At 59.7% G+C, this 18903-nt stretch carries 20 protein-coding genes and 1 other RNA gene; 16 read left to right on the forward strand and 5 right to left on the reverse strand.

What is annotated here, in order from left to right; translation table 11 throughout:
- Positions 1 to 75: 75 nt before the first annotated feature.
- A complete protein-coding gene (locus AC1RGE_RS17050; protein ID WP_053153710.1) occupies positions 76 to 1116 on the reverse strand; it encodes an NADP(H)-dependent aldo-keto reductase in 1041 nt (346 codons plus the stop codon).
- Between the two features lie 247 nt (positions 1117 to 1363).
- Between AC1RGE_RS17050 and rplM the strand changes: the two genes are divergently transcribed.
- The 7 genes from rplM to AC1RGE_RS17085 all read left to right on the forward strand — a co-directional run bounded on the left by rplM (position 1364) and on the right by AC1RGE_RS17085 (position 6239).
- Positions 1364 to 1792 carry a 50S ribosomal protein L13 gene (gene rplM / locus AC1RGE_RS17055; protein WP_007928449.1) on the forward strand — a complete coding sequence of 143 codons (429 nt, stop codon included), beginning with the start codon at positions 1364 to 1366 and terminating at the stop codon, positions 1790 to 1792.
- Positions 1793 to 1806: 14 nt separating this feature from the next.
- Positions 1807 to 2199: a 30S ribosomal protein S9 gene (gene rpsI, locus AC1RGE_RS17060; protein WP_003228056.1), complete on the forward strand. Its 393-nt coding sequence runs from the start codon at positions 1807 to 1809 to the stop codon at positions 2197 to 2199.
- Between the two features lie 253 nt (positions 2200 to 2452).
- Positions 2453 to 3046 carry a ubiquinol-cytochrome c reductase iron-sulfur subunit gene (gene petA, locus AC1RGE_RS17065; protein WP_011063329.1) on the forward strand — a complete coding sequence of 198 codons (594 nt, stop codon included), beginning with the start codon at positions 2453 to 2455 and terminating at the stop codon, positions 3044 to 3046.
- On the forward strand, positions 3046 to 4257 hold the full coding sequence (locus AC1RGE_RS17070) for a cytochrome b (protein WP_011063328.1): 1212 nt from the start codon (positions 3046 to 3048) through the stop codon (positions 4255 to 4257). Before petA ends, AC1RGE_RS17070 begins: the two co-directional genes overlap by 1 nt.
- Positions 4257 to 5039: a cytochrome c1 gene (locus AC1RGE_RS17075; protein ID WP_011063327.1), complete on the forward strand. Its 783-nt coding sequence runs from the start codon at positions 4257 to 4259 to the stop codon at positions 5037 to 5039. Before AC1RGE_RS17070 ends, AC1RGE_RS17075 begins: the two co-directional genes overlap by 1 nt.
- A 152-nt stretch (positions 5040 to 5191) precedes the next feature.
- On the forward strand, positions 5192 to 5809 hold the full coding sequence (locus AC1RGE_RS17080; protein ID WP_011063326.1) for a glutathione S-transferase N-terminal domain-containing protein: 618 nt from the start codon (positions 5192 to 5194) through the stop codon (positions 5807 to 5809).
- A gap of 16 nt (positions 5810 to 5825) precedes the next feature.
- Positions 5826 to 6239: a ClpXP protease specificity-enhancing factor gene (locus AC1RGE_RS17085; protein ID WP_011063325.1), complete on the forward strand. Its 414-nt coding sequence runs from the start codon at positions 5826 to 5828 to the stop codon at positions 6237 to 6239.
- Between the two features lie 51 nt (positions 6240 to 6290).
- Here AC1RGE_RS17085 and AC1RGE_RS17090 read toward each other — a convergent pair whose 3' ends face one another.
- The 4 genes from AC1RGE_RS17090 to AC1RGE_RS17105 form a co-directional block, all read right to left on the reverse strand.
- Entirely contained in the window at positions 6291 to 6869 is a 579-nt protein-coding gene (locus AC1RGE_RS17090) for a BON domain-containing protein (RefSeq protein ID WP_011063324.1), read from the reverse strand.
- Positions 6866 to 7459 (reverse strand): phosphoheptose isomerase, encoded by a 594-nt coding sequence (locus tag AC1RGE_RS17095; protein WP_015636934.1) that lies wholly within the window; start codon positions 7457 to 7459, stop codon positions 6866 to 6868. The genes AC1RGE_RS17090 and AC1RGE_RS17095 overlap by 4 nt, the downstream gene beginning before the upstream one ends.
- A 104-nt stretch (positions 7460 to 7563) precedes the next feature.
- Positions 7564 to 7935 (reverse strand): YraN family protein, encoded by a 372-nt coding sequence (locus AC1RGE_RS17100; RefSeq protein ID WP_011063322.1) that lies wholly within the window; start codon positions 7933 to 7935, stop codon positions 7564 to 7566.
- Positions 7935 to 9746: a penicillin-binding protein activator gene (locus AC1RGE_RS17105; RefSeq protein WP_011063321.1), complete on the reverse strand. Its 1812-nt coding sequence runs from the start codon at positions 9744 to 9746 to the stop codon at positions 7935 to 7937. The genes AC1RGE_RS17100 and AC1RGE_RS17105 overlap by 1 nt, the downstream gene beginning before the upstream one ends.
- A gap of 219 nt (positions 9747 to 9965) precedes the next feature.
- Between AC1RGE_RS17105 and rsmI the strand changes: the two genes are divergently transcribed.
- The 9 genes from rsmI (at position 9966) to mraY (ending at position 18903) form a co-directional block, all read left to right on the forward strand.
- Positions 9966 to 10838 (forward strand): 16S rRNA (cytidine(1402)-2'-O)-methyltransferase, encoded by an 873-nt coding sequence (gene rsmI, locus AC1RGE_RS17110; protein ID WP_443693867.1) that lies wholly within the window; start codon positions 9966 to 9968, stop codon positions 10836 to 10838.
- A 72-nt stretch (positions 10839 to 10910) separates the two neighbouring features.
- Positions 10911 to 11264, forward strand: an RNA gene (gene rnpB, locus AC1RGE_RS17115) — RNase P RNA component class A.
- Between the two features lie 308 nt (positions 11265 to 11572).
- Complete coding sequence (mraZ, locus tag AC1RGE_RS17120) at positions 11573 to 12028, forward strand: division/cell wall cluster transcriptional repressor MraZ (RefSeq protein ID WP_011063319.1); 456 nt, start codon at positions 11573 to 11575, stop codon at positions 12026 to 12028.
- Complete coding sequence (rsmH, locus tag AC1RGE_RS17125) at positions 12025 to 12972, forward strand: 16S rRNA (cytosine(1402)-N(4))-methyltransferase RsmH (protein WP_011063318.1); 948 nt, start codon at positions 12025 to 12027, stop codon at positions 12970 to 12972. The genes mraZ and rsmH overlap by 4 nt, the downstream gene beginning before the upstream one ends.
- Entirely contained in the window at positions 12969 to 13262 is a 294-nt protein-coding gene (gene ftsL, locus AC1RGE_RS17130) for a cell division protein FtsL (RefSeq protein ID WP_011063317.1), read from the forward strand. The genes rsmH and ftsL overlap by 4 nt, the downstream gene beginning before the upstream one ends.
- A complete protein-coding gene (locus tag AC1RGE_RS17135; RefSeq protein ID WP_011063316.1) occupies positions 13259 to 14998 on the forward strand; it encodes a peptidoglycan D,D-transpeptidase FtsI family protein in 1740 nt (579 codons plus the stop codon). Before ftsL ends, AC1RGE_RS17135 begins: the two co-directional genes overlap by 4 nt.
- Positions 14998 to 16461 carry a UDP-N-acetylmuramoyl-L-alanyl-D-glutamate--2,6-diaminopimelate ligase gene (locus AC1RGE_RS17140; RefSeq protein WP_492584687.1) on the forward strand — a complete coding sequence of 488 codons (1464 nt, stop codon included), beginning with the start codon at positions 14998 to 15000 and terminating at the stop codon, positions 16459 to 16461. The genes AC1RGE_RS17135 and AC1RGE_RS17140 overlap by 1 nt, the downstream gene beginning before the upstream one ends.
- Positions 16454 to 17821, forward strand: a complete 1368-nt coding sequence (locus AC1RGE_RS17145) for a UDP-N-acetylmuramoyl-tripeptide--D-alanyl-D-alanine ligase (RefSeq protein WP_492584689.1) — start codon at positions 16454 to 16456, stop codon at positions 17819 to 17821. Before AC1RGE_RS17140 ends, AC1RGE_RS17145 begins: the two co-directional genes overlap by 8 nt.
- On the forward strand, positions 17821 to 18903 hold the full coding sequence (gene mraY, locus AC1RGE_RS17150; RefSeq protein ID WP_011063313.1) for a phospho-N-acetylmuramoyl-pentapeptide-transferase: 1083 nt from the start codon (positions 17821 to 17823) through the stop codon (positions 18901 to 18903). The genes AC1RGE_RS17145 and mraY overlap by 1 nt, the downstream gene beginning before the upstream one ends.

Here is an 18903-nt window from a genome sequence, read left to right on the forward strand (position 1 = left end):
CGGGCCGCCGGCGAAGGGTGCGAAGCGGGTTATGCGACGTATCCATTCGCTGGCAAGCCAGCAACTGTGGGCCTATTAAGGCGCGGGGTTGGGGTGATCCTTGTGGATTGCCTCGATCCCGGCGAGGACCTCCTCCGACAACTTCAAGGCGGCGCTGGCGATGTTGCTGTCCAGCTGTTCCAGAGTGGTGGCGCCGATGATGTTGCTGGTCACGAACGGCTGTTGAGTGACGAAGGCCAGGGCCATTTGTGCCGGATCCAGGCCGTGCTCGCGGGCCAGCGCCACATAACGGCTGCAGGCTGCTTCCGACTGAGGGTTGAAGTAGCGGCTGAAGCGGCTGTAGAGGCTCAGCCGTGCCTTGGCTGGCCGCGCGCCGCCTTCGTACTTGCCGGACAGGTAGCCAAAGGCCAGGGGAGAGTAGGCCAGCAGGCCGCATTGTTCACGAATGGCAATTTCCGCCAGGCCTACTTCGAAGCTGCGGTTGAGCAGGTTGTAGGGGTTCTGGATCGAAACCGCCCGCGGCCAGCCACGGCTCTCGGCCAGGGCAAGGAACTTCATGGTGCCCCATGGCGTTTCGTTGGACAGGCCGATATGGCGGATCTTGCCGGCCTTGACCTGCTCGTCCAGGGCTTCGAGGGTTTCTTCCAGCGGAGTGAAGTCTTCATCGGCCTGGTGCTTGTAGCCCAGTTGGCCGAAGAAGTTGGTGCTGCGCTCGGGCCAGTGCAGTTGGTACAGGTCGATCCAGTCGGTCTGCAGGCGCTTGAGGCTGGCATCCACGGCTTCGACAATATGCTTGCGGTTGTGCTTGAGCTGTTTGTCGCGAATGTAGTCGATGGTGTTGCCCGGACCTGCGATCTTGCTGGCCAGGACCCAGTCGGCGCGGTCGCCGCGCTGCTTGAACCAGTTGCCGATATAGCGCTCGGTGGTGGCGTAGGTTTCGGCCTTTGGCGGCACTGGGTACATCTCGGCAGTGTCGATGAAGTTGATTCCGGCGTTCTTGGCCCGCTCGATCTGAGCGAAGGCTTCAGCCTCGGTGTTCTGCTCGCCCCAGGTCATGGTGCCCAGGCAAATTGCACTCACATTCAGATCGGTTCGGCCCAGCTGGCGGTAGTCCATCGGGTGCTCCCTTGGCAAAACAATCATAAAAGCAGGTTGAAATTTTTTTCGCAATCTGCATAATTCGGCAGCTCTTTCTGCAGTGGAAGTGATGCGCCGCCTGCCGAAGAATCTTGCCGTATATCAGACGCGCTGACCCGAGCCCCCGATAGCGTCTGTGTCCGGCTGCCTTTGACCTTGTCAAAGTAAGCACTATTCAGTAAGATCCGCCGTCTATTTTGCTGGGCGGCCCCTGAGGCTATAAAGAATGAAAACTTTTACTGCTAAACCGGAAACAGTAAAGCGCGACTGGTTCGTCGTCGACGCTGCTGGTCAGACCCTGGGTCGTCTGGCCACCGAAATCGCGAGCCGTCTGCGTGGCAAGCACAAGCCTGAGTACACTCCTCACGTTGACACCGGCGACTACATCGTCGTGATCAATGCCGAGCAGGTACGTGTTACTGGCGCTAAAACCACTGACAAAATGTACTACTCCCACTCCGGTTTCCCGGGCGGCATCAAGTCGATCAACTTCGAAAAGCTGATCGCCAAAGCCCCTGAGCGCGTGATCGAGACCGCGGTAAAAGGCATGCTGCCTAAGAACCCGCTGGGTCGCGACATGTACCGTAAGCTGAAAGTCTATGCGGGCGCTGCACACCCTCATACTGCTCAGCAGCCCCAAGAACTGAAGATTTAACGGAATAGTTCATTATGTCGGCGACTCAAAATTACGGCACTGGCCGTCGCAAGACTGCAACCGCACGCGTTTTCCTGCGTCCGGGCACTGGCAACATCTCGATCAACAACCGCTCCCTGGATAACTTCTTCGGTCGCGAAACTGCCCGCATGGTAGTTCGTCAACCGCTGGAGCTGACCGAGACCGTTGAGAAGTTCGATATCTACGTCACCGTTATCGGCGGCGGTGTAAGTGGTCAAGCTGGCGCAATCCGCCACGGTATCACTCGCGCTCTGATGGATTACGACGAAACTCTGCGCAGCGCGCTGCGTAAAGCTGGTTTCGTAACCCGTGACGCACGTGAAGTTGAACGTAAGAAAGTGGGTCTGCGTAAAGCGCGTAAGCGTCCGCAATACTCCAAGCGTTAATTCGCTACTGCGTTCAAAAACGCCCAGTCTCCTCGCGGAGCTGGGCGTTTTTTATTGTCTAGAATTTGCTCTGTGACAACTTGCCACATCCGCGGAGGCCCTATACTGCAAGGCTTCGGGCCGGCTCGGCTTGGTAATTACCTTGTCAGAATAGGGGCTTTTCATTACCATTCGGCAAAATTTTTATAAGTTCAGATTTTTACTTAGTAGATGCCTGATTTAACAGGCCACAAAGCTGATGGGAGAGGACTGAATGAGCAATGACGGCGTGAATGCAGGCCGGCGTCGCTTCCTAGTAGCAGCCACATCCGTGGTGGGTGCTGCTGGAGCGGTGGGGGCTGCGGTCCCGTTCGTGGGGTCATGGTTTCCCAGTGCCAAGGCGAAAGCCGCAGGTGCACCGGTGAAGGTGAATATCAGCAAGATCGACCCAGGTCAGCAGATGATTGCTGAATGGCGTGGTCAGCCGGTATTCATCGTCCGCCGTACCGAGGAAATCCTGGGGAATCTTAAAAAGATCGAGGGCCAGTTGTCTGACCCTGACTCCAAGAACTCAGTACAACCAACCTACGTCGACCCGGAAGTGCGTTCGATCAAGCCAGAGATTCTGCTGCTGATCGGTATCTGCACCCACCTGGGCTGTTCTCCGACCTTCCGTCCTGAAGTGGCGCCCGCGGATCTGGGCAAGGACTGGGTAGGTGGCTATTTCTGCCCTTGCCACGGTTCCCACTACGATCTGGCTGGTCGCGTCTACAAGTCGCAACCTGCGCCTTTGAACCTGCCAGTACCCCCGCATTCCTATGAGTCGGATGACATCATCGTCATTGGCGTCGACACGGAGAAAGCGTGATGAGCAAGTTCATGGATTGGGTTGATGCGCGCTTCCCCGCGACCAAGATGTGGGAAGACCATCTCAGCAAGTATTACGCTCCGAAGAACTTCAACTTCTTCTATTTCTTTGGCTCCCTGGCGCTGCTGGTTCTGGTCAACCAGATCGTAACCGGTGTCTGGCTGACCATGAGCTACACCCCTTCGGCGGAAGAGGCCTTCGCTTCCGTTGAATACATCATGCGCGACGTCGAGTACGGCGCGATCCTGCGCCTGCTCCACTCCACCGGCGCTTCGGCGTTCTTCATCGTGGTCTATCTGCACATGTTCCGTGGCCTGCTCTACGGTTCCTACCAGAAGCCCCGTGAGCTGGTGTGGCTGTTCGGCATGCTGATCTACCTGGCACTGATGGCCGAGGCCTTCATGGGCTACCTGCTGCCGTGGGGCCAGATGTCCTACTGGGGCGCCCAGGTGATCATCTCGCTGTTCGGTGCGATCCCGGTCATCGGCGACGACCTGACTCAGTGGATCCGCGGTGACTACCTGATTTCCGGTATCACCCTGAACCGCTTCTTCGCCTTGCACGTTGTTGCCCTGCCGATCGTGATCCTCGGTCTGGTGGTGCTGCACATCCTGGCACTGCACGAAGTGGGTTCGAACAACCCGGATGGCGTCGACATCAAGAAGAACAAGGATGAGAACGGCATCCCGCTGGATGGTATTCCTTTCCACCCTTACTACACCGTGAAGGATATCGTCGGCGTAGTGGTGTTCCTCTTCATCTTCTGCTCGATCGTGTTCTTCTTCCCGGAAATGGGTGGCTATTTCCTCGAGAAGCCGAACTTCGAACAGGCCAACCCGTTCAAGACGCCTGAGCACATTGCTCCGGTGTGGTACTTCACCCCCTTCTACGCGATCCTGCGTGCGGTGCCGGACAAGCTCATGGGCGTCATTGCCATGGGTGCTGCCATTGCCGTGCTGTTCGTGCTGCCTTGGCTCGACCGTAGCCCGGTCAAGTCCATGCGCTACAAAGGCTGGCTGAGCAAGATCTGGCTGCTGGTGTTCTGCATCTCGTTCGTGATCCTAGGTGTGCTGGGTGTATTGGCACCGACTCCGGGCCGTACGCTGCTGTCGCAGGTATGTACCTTCCTGTACTTCGCCTACTTCATTCTGATGCCGTTCTACACCAGGCTCGAGAAGACCAAACCGGTTCCGGAAAGGGTGACTGGCTGATGAAAAAGCTATTTGCTGTACTGATTCTTGCTGCTATGCCTGTATTGTCTTTCGCGGCCGAGCACGGCGGCCCTGAGTTGGAGAAGGTCGATATCGACCTGGCCGACAAAGCTGCCTTGCAAGACGGCGCGCGTACCTTTGCCAACTACTGCATGGGCTGCCACAGCGCCAAGTTCCAGCGTTATGAGCGGGTTGCCGACGATCTGGGTATCCCTCACGATCTGATGTTGAGCAAGCTGGTCTTCACCGGCGCCAAGATCGGTGACCACATGAACATCGGCATGCAGCCGGCAGATGCCAAGACCTGGTTTGGCGCTGCGCCACCGGATTTGACCCTGGTGGCCCGTGTGCGGGGTACCGACTGGCTCTATGGCTACCTCAAGTCCTTCTATGAGGACCCGGCGCGCCCTTGGGGTGTGAATAACAAGGTTTTCCCGAACGTGGGCATGCCTAACGTTCTGGTTGGCCTGCAGGGTCGCCAGGTGATCGGTTGCAAGCAGGTGCAGATCGTCGAAGACGGCAAGAAGCAATACGATCCGCTGACCGGCACGCCGCTGACTCATGAAGCCTGTGACCAGCTGACCATCAAGGAGAACACCGGGACTCTCAACGAGGCTCAGTTCGACGAGAAGGTCAAGAACCTGGTGACCTTCCTGGCTTACTCGGCCAACCCGGTCAAGCTGCAGCACCAGCGCATCGGTACCTACGTACTGCTGTACCTGGCCTTCTTCTTCGTGTTCGCCTATCTGCTCAAGCGCGAATACTGGAAGGATGTGCATTGATAGCGTTTTAAGCATCAGTTGTTGAACGTGCGCGCCCAAGGGCGTCTCTGAAACTGTAACAACCCTGTATCATTCGGGGGTTACCAGAGACGCCCTGAGGGCGCGCTCGTTTTTTCTGCTTCCGATAATTTCAACAAGCGAGGAGGATCGCCATGGGCGTGACCAATCGGTTGGCCTGTTACTCCGACCCCGCCGACCACTATTCCCACCGGGTGCGCATTGTGCTCGCAGAGAAGGGTGTCAGCGCCGAGATCATCAGTGTGGAGGCGGGGCGTCAGCCGCCGAAGCTGATCGAAGTGAACCCTTATGGGAGCTTGCCAACGCTGGTCGACCGCGACCTGGCGTTGTGGGAGTCGACAGTGGTGATGGAGTACCTGGATGAGCGTTATCCGCATCCGCCACTGCTGCCGGTTTATCCTGTGGCGCGAGCCAACAGCCGTCTGCTGATACACCGGATCCAGCGTGACTGGTGCGGGCAAGTGGATCTGATTCTTGATCCGCGGACCAAGGAGGCTGCTCGAGTGCAGGCGCGCAAGGAGTTGCGTGAAAGCCTGACGGGTGTTTCTCCTTTGTTTGCCGACAAGCCATTTTTCCTCAGTGAGGAACAAAGTCTGGTGGACTGCTGCCTACTGCCCATACTCTGGAGATTGCCGGTCCTGGGTATCGAACTGCCGCGGCAGGCCAAGCCGTTGCTTGATTATATGGAACGCCAATTTGCGCGTGAGGCTTTCCAGGCGAGTCTGTCTGGTGTCGAACGCGATATGCGCTGAGGCTTAAGGAGCCGCTATGAACTCCAGTCGACCTTATCTGGTCCGCGCGCTCTATGAGTGGATTGTGGACAACGATTGCACCCCGCACATGCTGGTCAATTCTGACTATCCGGCAGTGCAGGTGCCCCAGGGTTTTGCCAGTGATGGGCAGATCGTCCTGAACATTTCTCCCAGTGCCGTGCGTCATCTGCATATGGATAACGACGTAGTGACCTTCGAAGGGCGCTTCGGTGGTGTGCCGCACAGCCTGCATGTGCCGGTTGCGGCGATCCTGGGGATCTATGCCCGTGAGAATGGCCAGGGCATGGTCTTCGATCTGGAGTCGCCTCTGGATGAAGAGGATGATCTCGAGCCGGATGACGACCTGCCGCCACCGGACAGTGAGCCGCCGCGCCCCAGTGGCCGACCCAGCTTGAAAGTGGTCAAGTAATAAAAAAGGCGATCCATTCGGATCGCCTTTTTTGTATCTCGCGGTTGTGTGTCAGTCGATGTATTCGAACAGTTTGACGATCTTCTGTACACCGGACACGCCTTGAACCAGGTTGGTGGCCTGGGTGGCCTCCTGTTGGGTGAGCAAGCCCAGCAGGTAGACGATGCCGTTCTCGGTCACCACCTTGATTCGCGAGGCGGGCACGCTGGCGTCGGTGAGCATCTGGGTCTTGATCTTGGTGGTCAGCCAGCCATCGTTCTGGCGGGCCAGGAAGCCGGAAGGTGGCAGTACCTGCAGTTCGTTGTGCACCTTCTTGACGCGCTGCACTTCGCTGGCGGCCTGTTCGGCCATGGCCTTGAGGTCCGGGCGGGGTGTTTGTCCGGCCAGCAGGACGATGCCGTTGAAGCTGGTGACAACGATGTGCGAGTTGTTTTCCAGGTCTGGGCTGGCTTTGGCGACGTTGACGGCGACTTTGGTCTCGATCAGCGAATCGTCGATCTTGCTGCCAAAGGTGCGGGTGCCGCGGTCATCATCGATGGGTTTGTCGCGGGTGGCGGTAATCACCGAGCTGCAACCAGTGATGCTCAGGCACAAGGTCAAGGCCAGGAGGCCAAGGCGATTAGGGGTCATTCTTCACTCCCGAACAATTGGCTGTCGATCAGATCGCAGAGGCAATGGATCGCCAGCAGGTGGACTTCTTGAATGCGTGCAGTGACGGTGGCCGGTACGCGGATCTCGACATCTTCAGGCAGCAGCAGGGAAGCCATGCCGCCGCCGTCACGACCAGTCAATGCTACGACAATCATTTCGCGATCATGTGCGGCCTGGATCGCTTGAATAATGTTTGCGGAGTTGCCGCTGGTGGAAATCGCCAGCAATACGTCACCGGGCTGGCCCAGGGCGCGGATCTGCTTGGAGAAGACTTCGTTGTAGCTGTAGTCGTTGGCGATCGAGGTAATGGTAGAGCTGTCGGTAGTCAGGGCAATGGCCGGCAGGCTCGGGCGTTCGCGCTCGAAGCGGTTGAGCAGTTCGGAGGAGAAATGCTGGGCATCGCCGGCGGAGCCGCCGTTGCCGCAAGAGAGCATCTTGCCCTCGTTGAGCAGGGCGTTGACCATGACCTGGCTGGCTTGCTCGATGTGCGGTGCAAGTACGTCCATCGCCTGTTGCTTGGTGTCGATACTGGCCTGAAAAAGCTGGCGAATTCGGGATTGCATGTCCATCTGTGTGACCTTAAGTGGCGCGGCTTGGTGGCACGTAAATGTGCAGCCCGCAAAGCAAAGAGCAAAAAAGTTGAGTGAAAATGGGTGCGGCCTGAGGGCTTCTTTCAGCTGTCGAAGGCATTGCGTAGCCAGTTCAAGCGGGCTTCTGCACCCGAGGCGCCGTCAATGGCGACCACGTCGAAACGGCAAGGATGGCTGGACCAGCGTGATTCGCTTTGCAGGAAAAGCTGCGCGGCAAGGATCAGTTTTTGACGCTTGCGCCCATCGATACTGCCCAGTGCGCCACCCCATTGCGTGTGTTTTCTGTAGCGGACTTCGACGAATACTACTGTATCGCCGTCAAGCATGACCAGATCAAGCTCGCCGCGTTTACACAACCAGTTCTGCGCCAGCAGGCGCAGTCCGTGCTGTTGGAGATGCCGAAGCGCTTGGCTTTCGGCATCTCGTCCGCTGTGCTGGCTTGATCCTTGGAGCATTATCGCGGCGTGTCGGGCAGGCGGGTCACCTGGCCCCCGACGAACTTGGCCCATGGCAGCTGACGCTCGATGCGTTGCCCGGCAGCCATGCCCAGGCTGCCGGATTCACCTTCTATCCGGCTGTCTGGCAGGGCCTTGAGTTGGCCCAGGCGTGGCGCCAATCGATAGGCGTCGACGCCCATGGCATACAGGCGCCCTAGGCTGCCGCCGGCTTGCGGCCATTGTGCGGTGACCTGGCGGCGCAGCGGGCCGTTGGCATCCAGCAGCCATGGGGTTTCGCAGAACATCACGCCGTTCATGTCGTTGTACTGGTTCTGGTCGCCGCTGGCGCTGAACACATTGGAGGTGGCGTAGACCGGTACATCACCAGCGTATTGGAAGTTCAAGGTCGGCTTGATCTGCTGCGCCTGTTGCGGAGTGGAGGCGAGGAAAATGAACTCGATATCCTGGCGACGTGATGGCTGTGCGGCTACCTGGGTGCCTACGGTGCTCTGCAGGCTCTTGGCGCGGCCTTCGCTCTGGCGCAACTGGAACAGGTCGGCAATCTGCTGTGCCAGGGCGACGGGCTGATCGACGCGTTCGATACCGATTACGCTACCACCGTTGGCTTCCCAATCCTGACGGAATGCCTTGAGCACGCGATCGCCCCATTCGCCTTTCGGAACCAGAGCGGCGGCGCGGTGCAGGCCGTCGGCGCGGGCGCGACGGGAAACCTCGCGGGCTTCGTCTTCGGCTGCCAGGCCGAACTGGAACAACTGCGCCGGGCCTTGTTCGCCTTCGCTGTAGTTCAGGGCCAGGGTGGTGATCGGCAGCTGCGGGCGAGCGGCAAGTTGCTTGACCAGGGGCTTTTCCAGTGGGCCGACGACCAGTTGCACGCCAGCGGCCTGAGCCTTGCGGTAGAAGTCATCCAGCGAGCTTAGGCGCGAGCTGTCATAGAACTCGATGCTGGGTGGATTCTGTCCGGCTTGCTGAGCCTGGTAGTGAGCAGCCATGAAACCTTCGCGCAGTGCTTTGGAAACCGATGCGAGGGGGCCGTCCTGTGGCAGCAGCAAGGCAATTTTCGATACCGGCTGGCTGGCCAGTTCCTTGAGCTTGATCAGGGGTTGGGGCAGTTGAATGGCAGCCGGGTGCTTTGGATTCTGGGCGCGCCAGGTATCGATGGCTGCCTGCTGCTGTTCCAGGGTGCCGGCGCTCTTGACTGCCAGGGCCAGGCTCATCCAGCCGGCCAGGTCGTCATTGCCGGCAGGCTGCAACTGATCGGTCGGCAGGGCGGCAATCAGTGCCCAGATGGCTTCGTGGTTTTTGGCTGCTGCATCATCCTTGAGCAAGGGCGCGATAACGATGCGCTCTTTGGCGGCGGCCAATGTCTGGCCGTCGGCTTCCAGTGCGCGAGCATGAACGCTGCCGGTGCGAATCTGTTGAGCTGCCGGCAGTTCGCTCAGGTGTTGCAGGCTTGGATGGCTCAGTGCGGTGAGGGCAGCCTTTGGCTGGTTGCGCACCAGGGCCAGCTCTGCGGACAGGGTGCTGGCGAAGATTTGCTGGGCAGGCTTGAGTTGATCCAGCGGCACTTGCTGCAGGATTTGTCCGGCGCGTCCGGCATTGCCTTGACGATACGCCAGGTCGGCGGCGCTCAGGCGCAGCAGGGCTGCTTTTTCCGGAGTTTTGCTGGTGGCGGCCTGTTCGAGCAGTTGCTCGATACTGGCATCCGGTGTCCGTGGAAGTTCGCCAAGGCTGGAAGAGGGCGAGCTGGCGCAAGCCACCAGAAGGGTAGCCAGGCAGAGGGCAAGAAACAGCCGCAGGCAAGCGATCATGTAAGTGTTCCTGATACTCGATCAAATGAGCGTGGAATTGTACCCAAGCGCTGGCTGGGGTGCGATGTTACTGGCGATAAACCGTCGATTTAGCTCAAGCAAATGTTGCTTGGCTGCCTGAAAGGACGCAGCACAGCGCCATACCGGCTGATCGCAAGGCGTATTGAGAATGCTTCAACGCGCTACAATGGCGCTTTTGCCGATCAAGAGGTGTGCGCTTTGACTGCTCCAGGTCCTTTGAATTCCGCTGCTGGCTCGCTTTATGTGGTGGCGACGCCCATCGGCAACCTGGACGATATCAGCGCCCGGGCCTTGAAGCTGTTGCGCGAGGTGTCGTTGATCGCTGCCGAAGATACCCGGCATTCCCAGCGCCTGATGCAGCACTTTGGTATTTCCACGCCCCTGGCTGCCTGCCATGAGCACAACGAGCGTGATGAGGGCAGTCGCTTCATTACTCGTCTGCTGGCTGGGGATAATGTCGCCTTGATCTCCGATGCGGGCACGCCGCTGATTTCCGATCCCGGCTACCACCTGGTGCGCCAGGCGCGGGCGGCGGGTATCAATGTGGTTCCAGTACCGGGGGCTTGTGCTCTGATCGCGGCGTTGTCGGCGGCGGGCTTGCCTTCAGACCGGTTCATCTTCGAAGGCTTTCTGCCGGCCAAGGCGGTCGGGCGCAGGGCGCGCCTGGAAGCGGTCAAGGAAGAGCCGCGTACGCTGATTTTCTATGAGGCGCCGCATCGCATACTTGAATGCCTGCAGGATATGGAGTCGGTATTCGGTGGTGAGCGGCCGGCATTGCTGGCGCGTGAATTGACCAAGACCTTCGAGACCCTGAAGGGGCTGCCACTTTCCGAGCTGCGCCAGTTCGTCGAGTCCGACAGCAATCAGCAGCGTGGGGAGTGCGTGGTGCTGGTCGCGGGGTGGACAGCACCGGAAAGTGATGAGGCGATCAGTAGTGAGTCGATGCGTATCCTCGACCTGTTGCTCAAGGAAATGCCGCTGAAGCGGGCTGCTGCTTTGGCTGCGCAAATCACTGGCGAGCGCAAGAATGTGCTGTATCAGGTGGCCCTGGATAAACAGAAAGAACAATAAATTGCGTAGCAGGGTGGCCAAAGGCTTTTAGCGCTTGTTCTTCGTTCGCTCTGCCGTTAACCTGCGCGGCGGAGAGTCGATTGGACAGTCGCTGCCCTCTATGAAAATTAGAGGGGGGAGGAAAGTCCGGGCTCCATAGGGCGGAGTGCCAGGTAATGCCTGGGGGGCGTGAGCCTACGGAAAGTGCCACAGAAAATAACCGCCTAAGCACTTCGGTGCCGGTAAGGGTGAAAAGGTGCGGTAAGAGCGCACCGCACGTCTGGTAACAGTTCGTGGCTAGGTAAACCCCACTCGGAGCAAGACCAAATAGGGTTCCAAGGCGTGGCCCGCGCTGGAACCGGGTAGGTTGCTAAAGATGTCCAGTGATGGCCATCGTAGAGGAATGACTGTCCTCGACAGAACCCGGCTTACAGATCGACTCTCCACCTTTTCCCTCCCTGCTTGAATCAATAGCAGAAGCGTTTTTGTAATACCGAAAAAATCTTACTCTTAATAAATTACTTTAACTTCGCGCTGCAGCTTATTGAGCTGTCGGAAGTTGATGCTCTGAAACACCCTTCGAATTCCCGTTACCTCTCCTTTAAGTCTCCTAAATCTCCGTTCTATAAGGCTTTTCCGTCGCCGCGCGCCTTGACGGTGGTGTGGGCGCATTCCTATAGTGTGCGCAAGTGGCGGAAAGTGGCATGAAGTGGGTTTTTTGAGCGCAAAACGCTAAAATTTGGAGAAACGCTGACGTGTTTCGCGGAGCTAACGCTATCAGTCTCGATGCAAAAGGCCGTCTCGCCATGCCGAGCCGGTATCGTGACGAGCTCGTTTCGCGAAGTTCCGGGCAGTTAATCGTCACCATCGATGCCGTTGATCCCTGTTTGTGTGTTTACCCCCTCGATGAGTGGGAGCTGATTGAAACCAAACTGCGCGCACTGCCTTCTCTTCGTGAAGAGAACCGTCGTTTGCAGCGTTTGCTGATTGGTAACGCCGTCGACCTTGAACTCGATGGCAGTGGTCGTTTTCTGGTGCCGCCACGCCTGCGTGAATATGCCAAGTTGGATAAGCGCGCAATGCTGGTGGGCCAACTGAACAAGTTCCAATTGTGGGACGAGGATGCTTGGAATGCTGTTTCCGCAGCGGACCTGGCAGCTATTCAACAACCGGGCGCCATGCCTGATGAACTGCGTGATTTGATCCTGTGACTATTGATAGCGGCTTTAACCACATCACCGTACTGCTTGACGAAGCCGTCGAGGCTCTCGCCGTACGTCCTGATGGCTGCTATCTGGATGGCACCTTCGGGCGTGGCGGGCACAGCCGGCTGATTCTCAGCAAGCTCGGGCCCCAGGGGCGCCTCCTCGGATTCGACAAGGATCCCCAGGCGATTGCCACCGGGCAAGCGCTAGCGGCCGAAGACGGCCGCTTTGTCGTTGTACAGCGCAGTTTCGCCGAGCTTGGTTCGGAAGTTGCCGAACGCGGCCTGGCGGGCAAGGTCAGCGGTGTCCTGCTGGATCTGGGGGTGTCTTCGCCGCAGCTGGACGACCCTGAACGCGGCTTCAGTTTTCTCAATGACGGCCCGCTGGATATGCGCATGGACCCGACTCGCGGCATCAGTGCTGCGCAGTTCATCGCCACCGCTCCGGTAGAGGAAATTGCCCGGGTATTCAAGGAGTACGGCGAGGAGCGTTTCTCCGGTCGCATGGCGCGAGCCGTGGTCGAGCGCCGCGAGATCCAGCCGTTCGAGCGTACCGCCGATCTGGCTGAAGTGTTGAAAGTCGCCAACCCGGCTTGGGAGAAGGGCAAGAACCCGGCTACCCGTGCTTTCCAGGGGCTGCGCATTCACGTCAACAATGAACTGGGTGATCTCGAGGCGGGCCTTGAAGCTGCACTGGAGTCCCTGGAAGTGGGTGGTCGCCTGGTGGTGATCAGCTTCCACTCCCTGGAAGACCGCATCGTCAAATTGTTCATGCGTCGTCTGGTCAAGGGCGAATCGGACAACCTGCCGCGCAATCTGCCGGTACGTTTCGAAGCCTTTGTGCCGAAAATCAAGATCCACGGCAAAGCGCAGTTCGCCTCCGAGGCAGAGCTCAAGGCCAACCCGCGTGCCCGCAGTGCCGTCATGCGCGTCGCGGAGAAGCTTCGGTGAGCAAGCTTTTCGCCAAGCCACTTCCGGGCGGAAGCTTTTTCATGTTCCTGCTATTCGTCGGCGTTCTGGTTTCCGCGATTGCGGTGTCCTACAGCGCCCACTGGAACCGTCAGTTGCTCAATACGCTGTACGGCGAGTTGAGCGTGCGTGACAAAGCCCAGGCCGAATGGGGTCGCCTTATTCTTGAGCAAAGCACCTGGACTGCTCACAGCCGCATTGAAGTGCTGGCCACCGAACAGTTGAAAATGCACATTCCCGGCGCGGCCGAAGTTCGCATGGTGGCGCCATGAAGCTCGAAGGCGCGCTCTATCCATGGCGTTTCCGTGTAGTGCTGGGTTTGCTGGCGGTCATGGTGTCGGCGATTGCTTGGCGCATCATCGACCTGCAAGTGGTCGACCGTGACTTCCTCAAGGGGCAGGGCGATGCACGCAGTGTCCGGCACATTCCGATTCCCGCGCACCGCGGTCTGATCACCGATCGCAATGGCGAGCCGCTGGCCGTCAGTACGCCCGTGACCACCCTCTGGGCCAATGCCAAGGAAATGCAGCTGGCCAAGGATCGCTGGCCGGCGCTGGCCATGGCACTTGGCCAAGACCCGAAAGCCCTGGCCGAGCGGCTTGAAGCCCAGGCCAATAAAGAGTTCATCTATCTGGTCCGAGGCCTGACGCCTGAACAGGGCCAGTCCGTATTGGATCTGAAGGTCCCCGGTGTCTATGGCATCGAGGAGTTCCGACGCTTCTATCCAGCCGGCGAAGTAACCGCGCACATGGTGGGTTTCACCGATATCGACGACCGCGGTCGCGAAGGGGTGGAACTGGCCTACGACGAATGGCTCGCAGGGGTTCCGGGCAAGCGCCAGGTGATCAAGGACCGGCGCGGCAGGCTGATCAAGGACGTCCAGGTCACCAAGAACGCCAAGGCCGGCAAGCCCTTGGCGTTGTCGATTGACCTGCGCCTGCAATACCTGGCCAACCGCGAGCTGCGCAACGCCATCGTCGAGAACGGTGCCAAGGCTGGCAGCCTGGTGATCATGGATGTGAAGACCGGCGAGATCCTGGCCATGGTCAACCAGCCGACCTACAACCCGAACAACCGGCGCAACCTGCAGCCGGCGATGATGCGCAACCGCGCGATGATCGACGTGTTCGAGCCTGGCTCGACCATGAAAGCGATCTCCATGAGTGCCGCACTGGAAACCGGACGCTGGAAGCCCAGCGATACCGTCGAGGTCTACCCGGGCACCCTGCAGTTGGGCAAATACACCATCCGTGACGTTTCCAAGACCGAAGGTCCGGTACTCGACCTGACCGGCATCCTGATCAACTCCAGTAACGTCGGCATGAGTAAGGTGGCCTTCGATATCGGCGGCGAAACCATTTTCCGCCTGGCACAGAAAATCGGTCTGGGCCAGGACACGGGGCTCGGCTTCCCTGGTGAGCGGGTCGGCAACCTGCCGAACTACCGCGAATGGCGCAAGGCGGAAACCGCGACCCTGTCCTATGGCTACGGCCTGTCGGTGACCGCGATCCAGCTGGTGCACGCCTTTTCCGCATTGGCCAACAACGGCCGTATTGCACCGCTGACACTGATCAAGTCCGACAAGACTCCGCAGACCACCCAGGTGATTCCGGAAAATGTCGCCAAGACCATGCAGGGCATGCTGCAGCAAGTGATCGAGGCCCCGCGCGGAGTATTCCGTGCCCAGGTTCCGGCCTATCACGTGGCCGGCAAGAGTGGTACCGCGCGCAAGACTTCGGTGGGTACCAAGGGCTACGCCGAGAACTCCTACCGCTCGCTGTTCGCCGGCTTCGGTCCGATGAGTGATCCACGCTACGCGATCGTGGTGGTGATCGACGAACCGAGCAAAGCCGGTTACTTCGGTGGCCTGGTATCGGCGCCGGTGTTCAGCAAAGTGATGTCCGGCACCCTGCGCTTGATGAACATCACCCCGGACAACCTGCCGACCACGCAGCAGGCCAACGCCGCATCCGGCACCCCTGTACGAGCCAATGGAGGGCGCGGCTGATGTCTCTTAGCCTGAACAAGATTTTCGCCCACGCCGGTCGCGACCTGCTGATTCGTGAGTTGACCCTGGACAGCCGTAACGTGCGGGCCGGGGACCTGTTTCTTGCGGTGCCCGGCGCCAAGTTCGATGGGCGTGCGCACATTGCCGATGCCCTGCAGCGCGGCGCTGCCGCGGTGGCTTATGAAGTGGAAGGGGCAACTGTGTTGCCGCTGACCGATGTACCGCTGATTCCGGTCAAGGGCCTGGCGGCGCAGCTGTCGGACATAGCCGGGCGCTTCTATGGTGACCCGAGCCGCCAGTTGAACCTGGTGGGCGTGACCGGCACCAACGGCAAGACCAGCGTTACCCAACTGGTGGCTCAGGCCCTGGACCTGCTGGGCCAGCGTTGTGGCCTGGTAGGTACCCTGGGGACCGGGTTTCATGGCGCGCTGCAAAGCGGGATGCACACCACGCCGAACCCGATTGCCGTGCAGGCAACCCTGGCAGACCTGAAGAATGCAGGAGCCAAGGCGGTGGCCATGGAGGTCTCGTCCCATGGCCTGGATCAGGGGCGCGTGGCGGCACTGGCTTTCGATGTGGCGGTGCTGACCAACCTGTCCCGTGACCATCTGGATTACCACGGGACCATGGAAGCCTATGGCGCAGCCAAGGCCAAGCTCTTTGCCTGGAACGACCTGCGTTGCCGGGTGATCAACCTCGACGACGATTTTGGCCGGCAACTGGCGGCGGACAAACATGAGTCACGACTGATCACTTACAGCCTCGAAGACGCCGCTGCTTATCTGTACTGCCGCGAAGCGCGTTTTGACGATGATGGCGTGCGCGCGACCCTGGTGACTCCACAGGGTGAGCACCACCTGCGTAGTTGCCTGCTCGGGCGCTTCAACCTGAGCAACGTGCTGGCTGCGGTAGGTGCGTTGTTGGGTCTTGAATACGCGCTGGACGAAATTCTTGCGGTCCTGCCCAAGCTTGAAGGCCCCGCCGGACGCATGCAGCGCCTGGGTGGCGGTACTCAGCCGCTGGTGGTGGTGGATTACGCCCACACCCCGGATGCCCTGGAAAAAGTCTTGCTGGCCCTGCGTCCGCATGCCAAGGGGCGCCTGCTGTGCCTGTTCGGTTGTGGCGGCGACCGGGACCGCGGCAAGCGTCCGTTGATGGCTGAGGTGGTCGAGCGTCTGGCCGACGGCGTGCTGGTGACTGATGACAACCCGCGCAGCGAAGACCCGGCCCAAATCTTCGACGATATTCGTGCCGGTTTCAGCGCGGCAGAAAAGGTGGAATTCGTAGCCGGTCGCGGGCTGGCCATTGCTCGCCTGATCGCTTGCGCGTCGGCTGATGACGTGGTGGTGCTGGCCGGTAAAGGCCATGAGGATTACCAGGAAATCAACGGCCAGCGACATGATTTTTCTGATCTCGCCGAGGCGGACAAAGCCTTGACCGCGTGGGAGGTGGGCCATGCTTAAAGCCCTGCAACTCAGTGAAGTCTCGGCTCCATTGGACGCCCGCCTGATCGCGGGCGATGCTCGTTTTAGCGGCGTCAGTATCGATAGCCGGGCGATTCAGGCCGGCCAACTGTTTATTGCTCTGACCGGCCCACGCTTTGACGGCCACGATTACTTGAATGAAGTGGCGGCCAAGGGCGCCGTGGCTGCGTTGGTTGAACGTGAGGTTCCCGACAGCACGCTGCCGCAACTGCTGGTCAAGGACACTCGCCTGGCGCTGGGGCAGTTGGGTGCGCTCAATCGCGCCGCGTTCAGCCGCCCGGTCGCTGCGGTAACCGGCTCCAGCGGCAAGACCACGGTCAAGGAAATGCTTGCCAGCATCCTGCGCACCCGTGGTCCGGTACACGCCACTCGGGGCAACCTGAACAATGACCTGGGTGCGCCCCTGACCCTGCTGGAACTGGCCCCGGAACACACAGCCGCAGTGATAGAGCTGGGCGCTTCGCGCATCGGCGAGATTGCCTACACCGTGGCCATGACTCGCCCCCACGTAGCGATCATCAATAACGCCGGTACCGCTCACGTCGGTGAGTTTGGCGGGCCGGAGAAGATTGTCGAGGCCAAGGGGGAAATCCTGGAGGGCCTCGATAGCGCCGGGATCGCCGTGCTCAACCTGGACGACAAGGCTTTCCCTATCTGGAAGGCCCGTGCTGCCGGCCGTCAGGTGCTGAGCTTCGCGCTGACTGACAGTTCTGCCGATTTCTTTGCCTCCGATATCGGTCGCGATGCCCGTGGCTGCCCATCCTTCAAGTTGCACAGCCCCAAGGGTGTGGAGGCGGTGCAATTGAACCTGCTGGGCACCCATAACGTTGCCAATGCCCTGGCTGCGGCAGCCGCGGCCCACGCCATGGGCGTCTCGCTGTTCGGCATCGTCACCGGCCTGAATGCGGTGCAGCCGGTCAAGGGGCGTACCGTCGCCCAACTGGCCAAGAACGGCATGCGGGTCATTGATGACACTTACAACGCAAACCCCACCTCAATGTGCGCCGCCGTTGATATACTCGCCGGCTTTTCCGGCCGCACCGTCCTGGTGCTCGGAGACATCGGCGAGTTGGGCGAGTGGGCGGAGCAGGGGCACCGCGAAGTAGGTGCATATGCCGCTGGCAAGGTTTCGGCCCTCTACGCCGTAGGCCCGATGATGGCTCATGCCGTTGCCGCCTTCGGCGAGCACGCACGCCACTTCGCCAGCCAGGCTGACCTGATTGCCGCCCTGGGCGGCGAGCAAGACCCAAATACCACCATTTTGATCAAAGGATCGCGCAGCGCGGTGATGGAAAACATCGTCGCGGCTTTGTGCGGCTCCAGTACGGAGAAACATTGATGCTGCTGCTGCTAGCGGAGTACCTGCAACAGTTCTACAAAGGCTTCGCGGTCTTTCAGTACCTGACCCTGCGCGGGATCCTCGGGGTACTGACCGCGCTGTCTTTGGCGCTGTGCCTGGGTCCGTGGATGATCCGCACCCTGCAGAACCGCCAGATCGGCCAGTCCGTGCGTAACGATGGTCCGCAATCTCACCTGTCCAAATCGGGCACGCCGACCATGGGCGGTGCGCTGATTCTCTCGGCCATCGGTATCAGCACCCTGCTGTGGGCCGACCTGCGCAACCACTATGTGTGGGTCGTGCTGCTGGTGACCCTGGCCTTTGGTGCCATCGGCTGGGTCGACGACTATCGCAAGGTGATCGAGAAGAATTCCCGTGGCCTGCCCAGCCGCTGGAAGTATTTCTGGCAATCGGTGTTCGGCCTGGGCGCGGCGATCTTCCTTTATATGACTGCCCAGAGTCCGGTGGAAACCACTCTGCTGATCCCGATGCTCAAGGACGTGAGCATTCCCCTTGGCATCGGCTTCGTGGTCCTGACCTATTTCGTCATCGTCGGTTCGAGCAACGCGGTCAACCTGACCGATGGCCTCGATGGCCTGGCGATCATGCCGACGGTGATGGTGGGCGGTGCGCTTGGGATCTTCTGCTACCTGTCGGGTAACGTGAAGTTCGCCGAATACCTGCTGATTCCTTATGTACCGGGGGCGGGAGAGCTGATTGTCTTCTGTGGTGCGCTGATTGGCGCGGGCCTGGGCTTCTTGTGGTTCAACACTTACCCGGCGCAGGTGTTCATGGGTGATGTTGGCGCCCTGGCCCTGGGCGCTGCCCTGGGCACTATCGCGGTCATCGTCCGTCAGGAAATCGTTCTGTTCATCATGGGCGGCGTGTTCGTGATGGAAACCCTGTCCGTGGTGATCCAGGTTGCCTCCTTCAAGTTGACCGGCCGCCGTGTGTTTCGCATGGCGCCGATTCACCACCATTTTGAACTCAAGGGCTGGCCCGAGCCGCGCGTGATCGTCCGTTTCTGGATCATCACCGTGATTCTGGTGCTGATCGGCCTTGCCACCCTGAAGCTGAGGTAG

It is taken from the genome of Pseudomonas sp. GW823-FHT02C05 (assembly GCF_058797595.1).

Bases quoted from the DNA above. Each gene is read 5' to 3' on its own strand.
- AC1RGE_RS17050 (WP_053153710.1), bottom strand. From the start codon at position 1,116: ATGGACTACCGCCAGCTGGGCCGAACCGATCTGAATGTGAGTGCAATT.
- AC1RGE_RS17105 (WP_011063321.1), bottom strand. From the start codon at position 9,746: ATGATCGCTTGCCTGCGGCTGTTTCTTGCCCTCTGCCTGGCTACCCTT.
- AC1RGE_RS17100 (WP_011063322.1), bottom strand. From the start codon at position 7,935: ATGCTCCAAGGATCAAGCCAGCACAGCGGACGAGATGCCGAAAGCCAA.
- mraY (WP_011063313.1), top strand. From the start codon at position 17,821: ATGCTGCTGCTGCTAGCGGAGTACCTGCAACAGTTCTACAAAGGCTTC.
- AC1RGE_RS17095 (WP_015636934.1), bottom strand. From the start codon at position 7,459: ATGGACATGCAATCCCGAATTCGCCAGCTTTTTCAGGCCAGTATCGAC.
- AC1RGE_RS17070 (WP_011063328.1), top strand. From the start codon at position 3,046: ATGAGCAAGTTCATGGATTGGGTTGATGCGCGCTTCCCCGCGACCAAG.
- AC1RGE_RS17145 (WP_492584689.1), top strand. From the start codon at position 16,454: ATGCTTAAAGCCCTGCAACTCAGTGAAGTCTCGGCTCCATTGGACGCC.
- AC1RGE_RS17135 (WP_011063316.1), top strand. From the start codon at position 13,259: ATGAAGCTCGAAGGCGCGCTCTATCCATGGCGTTTCCGTGTAGTGCTG.
- rplM (WP_007928449.1), top strand. From the start codon at position 1,364: ATGAAAACTTTTACTGCTAAACCGGAAACAGTAAAGCGCGACTGGTTC.
- AC1RGE_RS17090 (WP_011063324.1), bottom strand. From the start codon at position 6,869: ATGACCCCTAATCGCCTTGGCCTCCTGGCCTTGACCTTGTGCCTGAGC.
- petA (WP_011063329.1), top strand. From the start codon at position 2,453: ATGAGCAATGACGGCGTGAATGCAGGCCGGCGTCGCTTCCTAGTAGCA.
- rpsI (WP_003228056.1), top strand. From the start codon at position 1,807: ATGTCGGCGACTCAAAATTACGGCACTGGCCGTCGCAAGACTGCAACC.
- AC1RGE_RS17080 (WP_011063326.1), top strand. From the start codon at position 5,192: ATGGGCGTGACCAATCGGTTGGCCTGTTACTCCGACCCCGCCGACCAC.
- AC1RGE_RS17075 (WP_011063327.1), top strand. From the start codon at position 4,257: ATGAAAAAGCTATTTGCTGTACTGATTCTTGCTGCTATGCCTGTATTG.
- AC1RGE_RS17140 (WP_492584687.1), top strand. From the start codon at position 14,998: ATGTCTCTTAGCCTGAACAAGATTTTCGCCCACGCCGGTCGCGACCTG.
- AC1RGE_RS17085 (WP_011063325.1), top strand. From the start codon at position 5,826: ATGAACTCCAGTCGACCTTATCTGGTCCGCGCGCTCTATGAGTGGATT.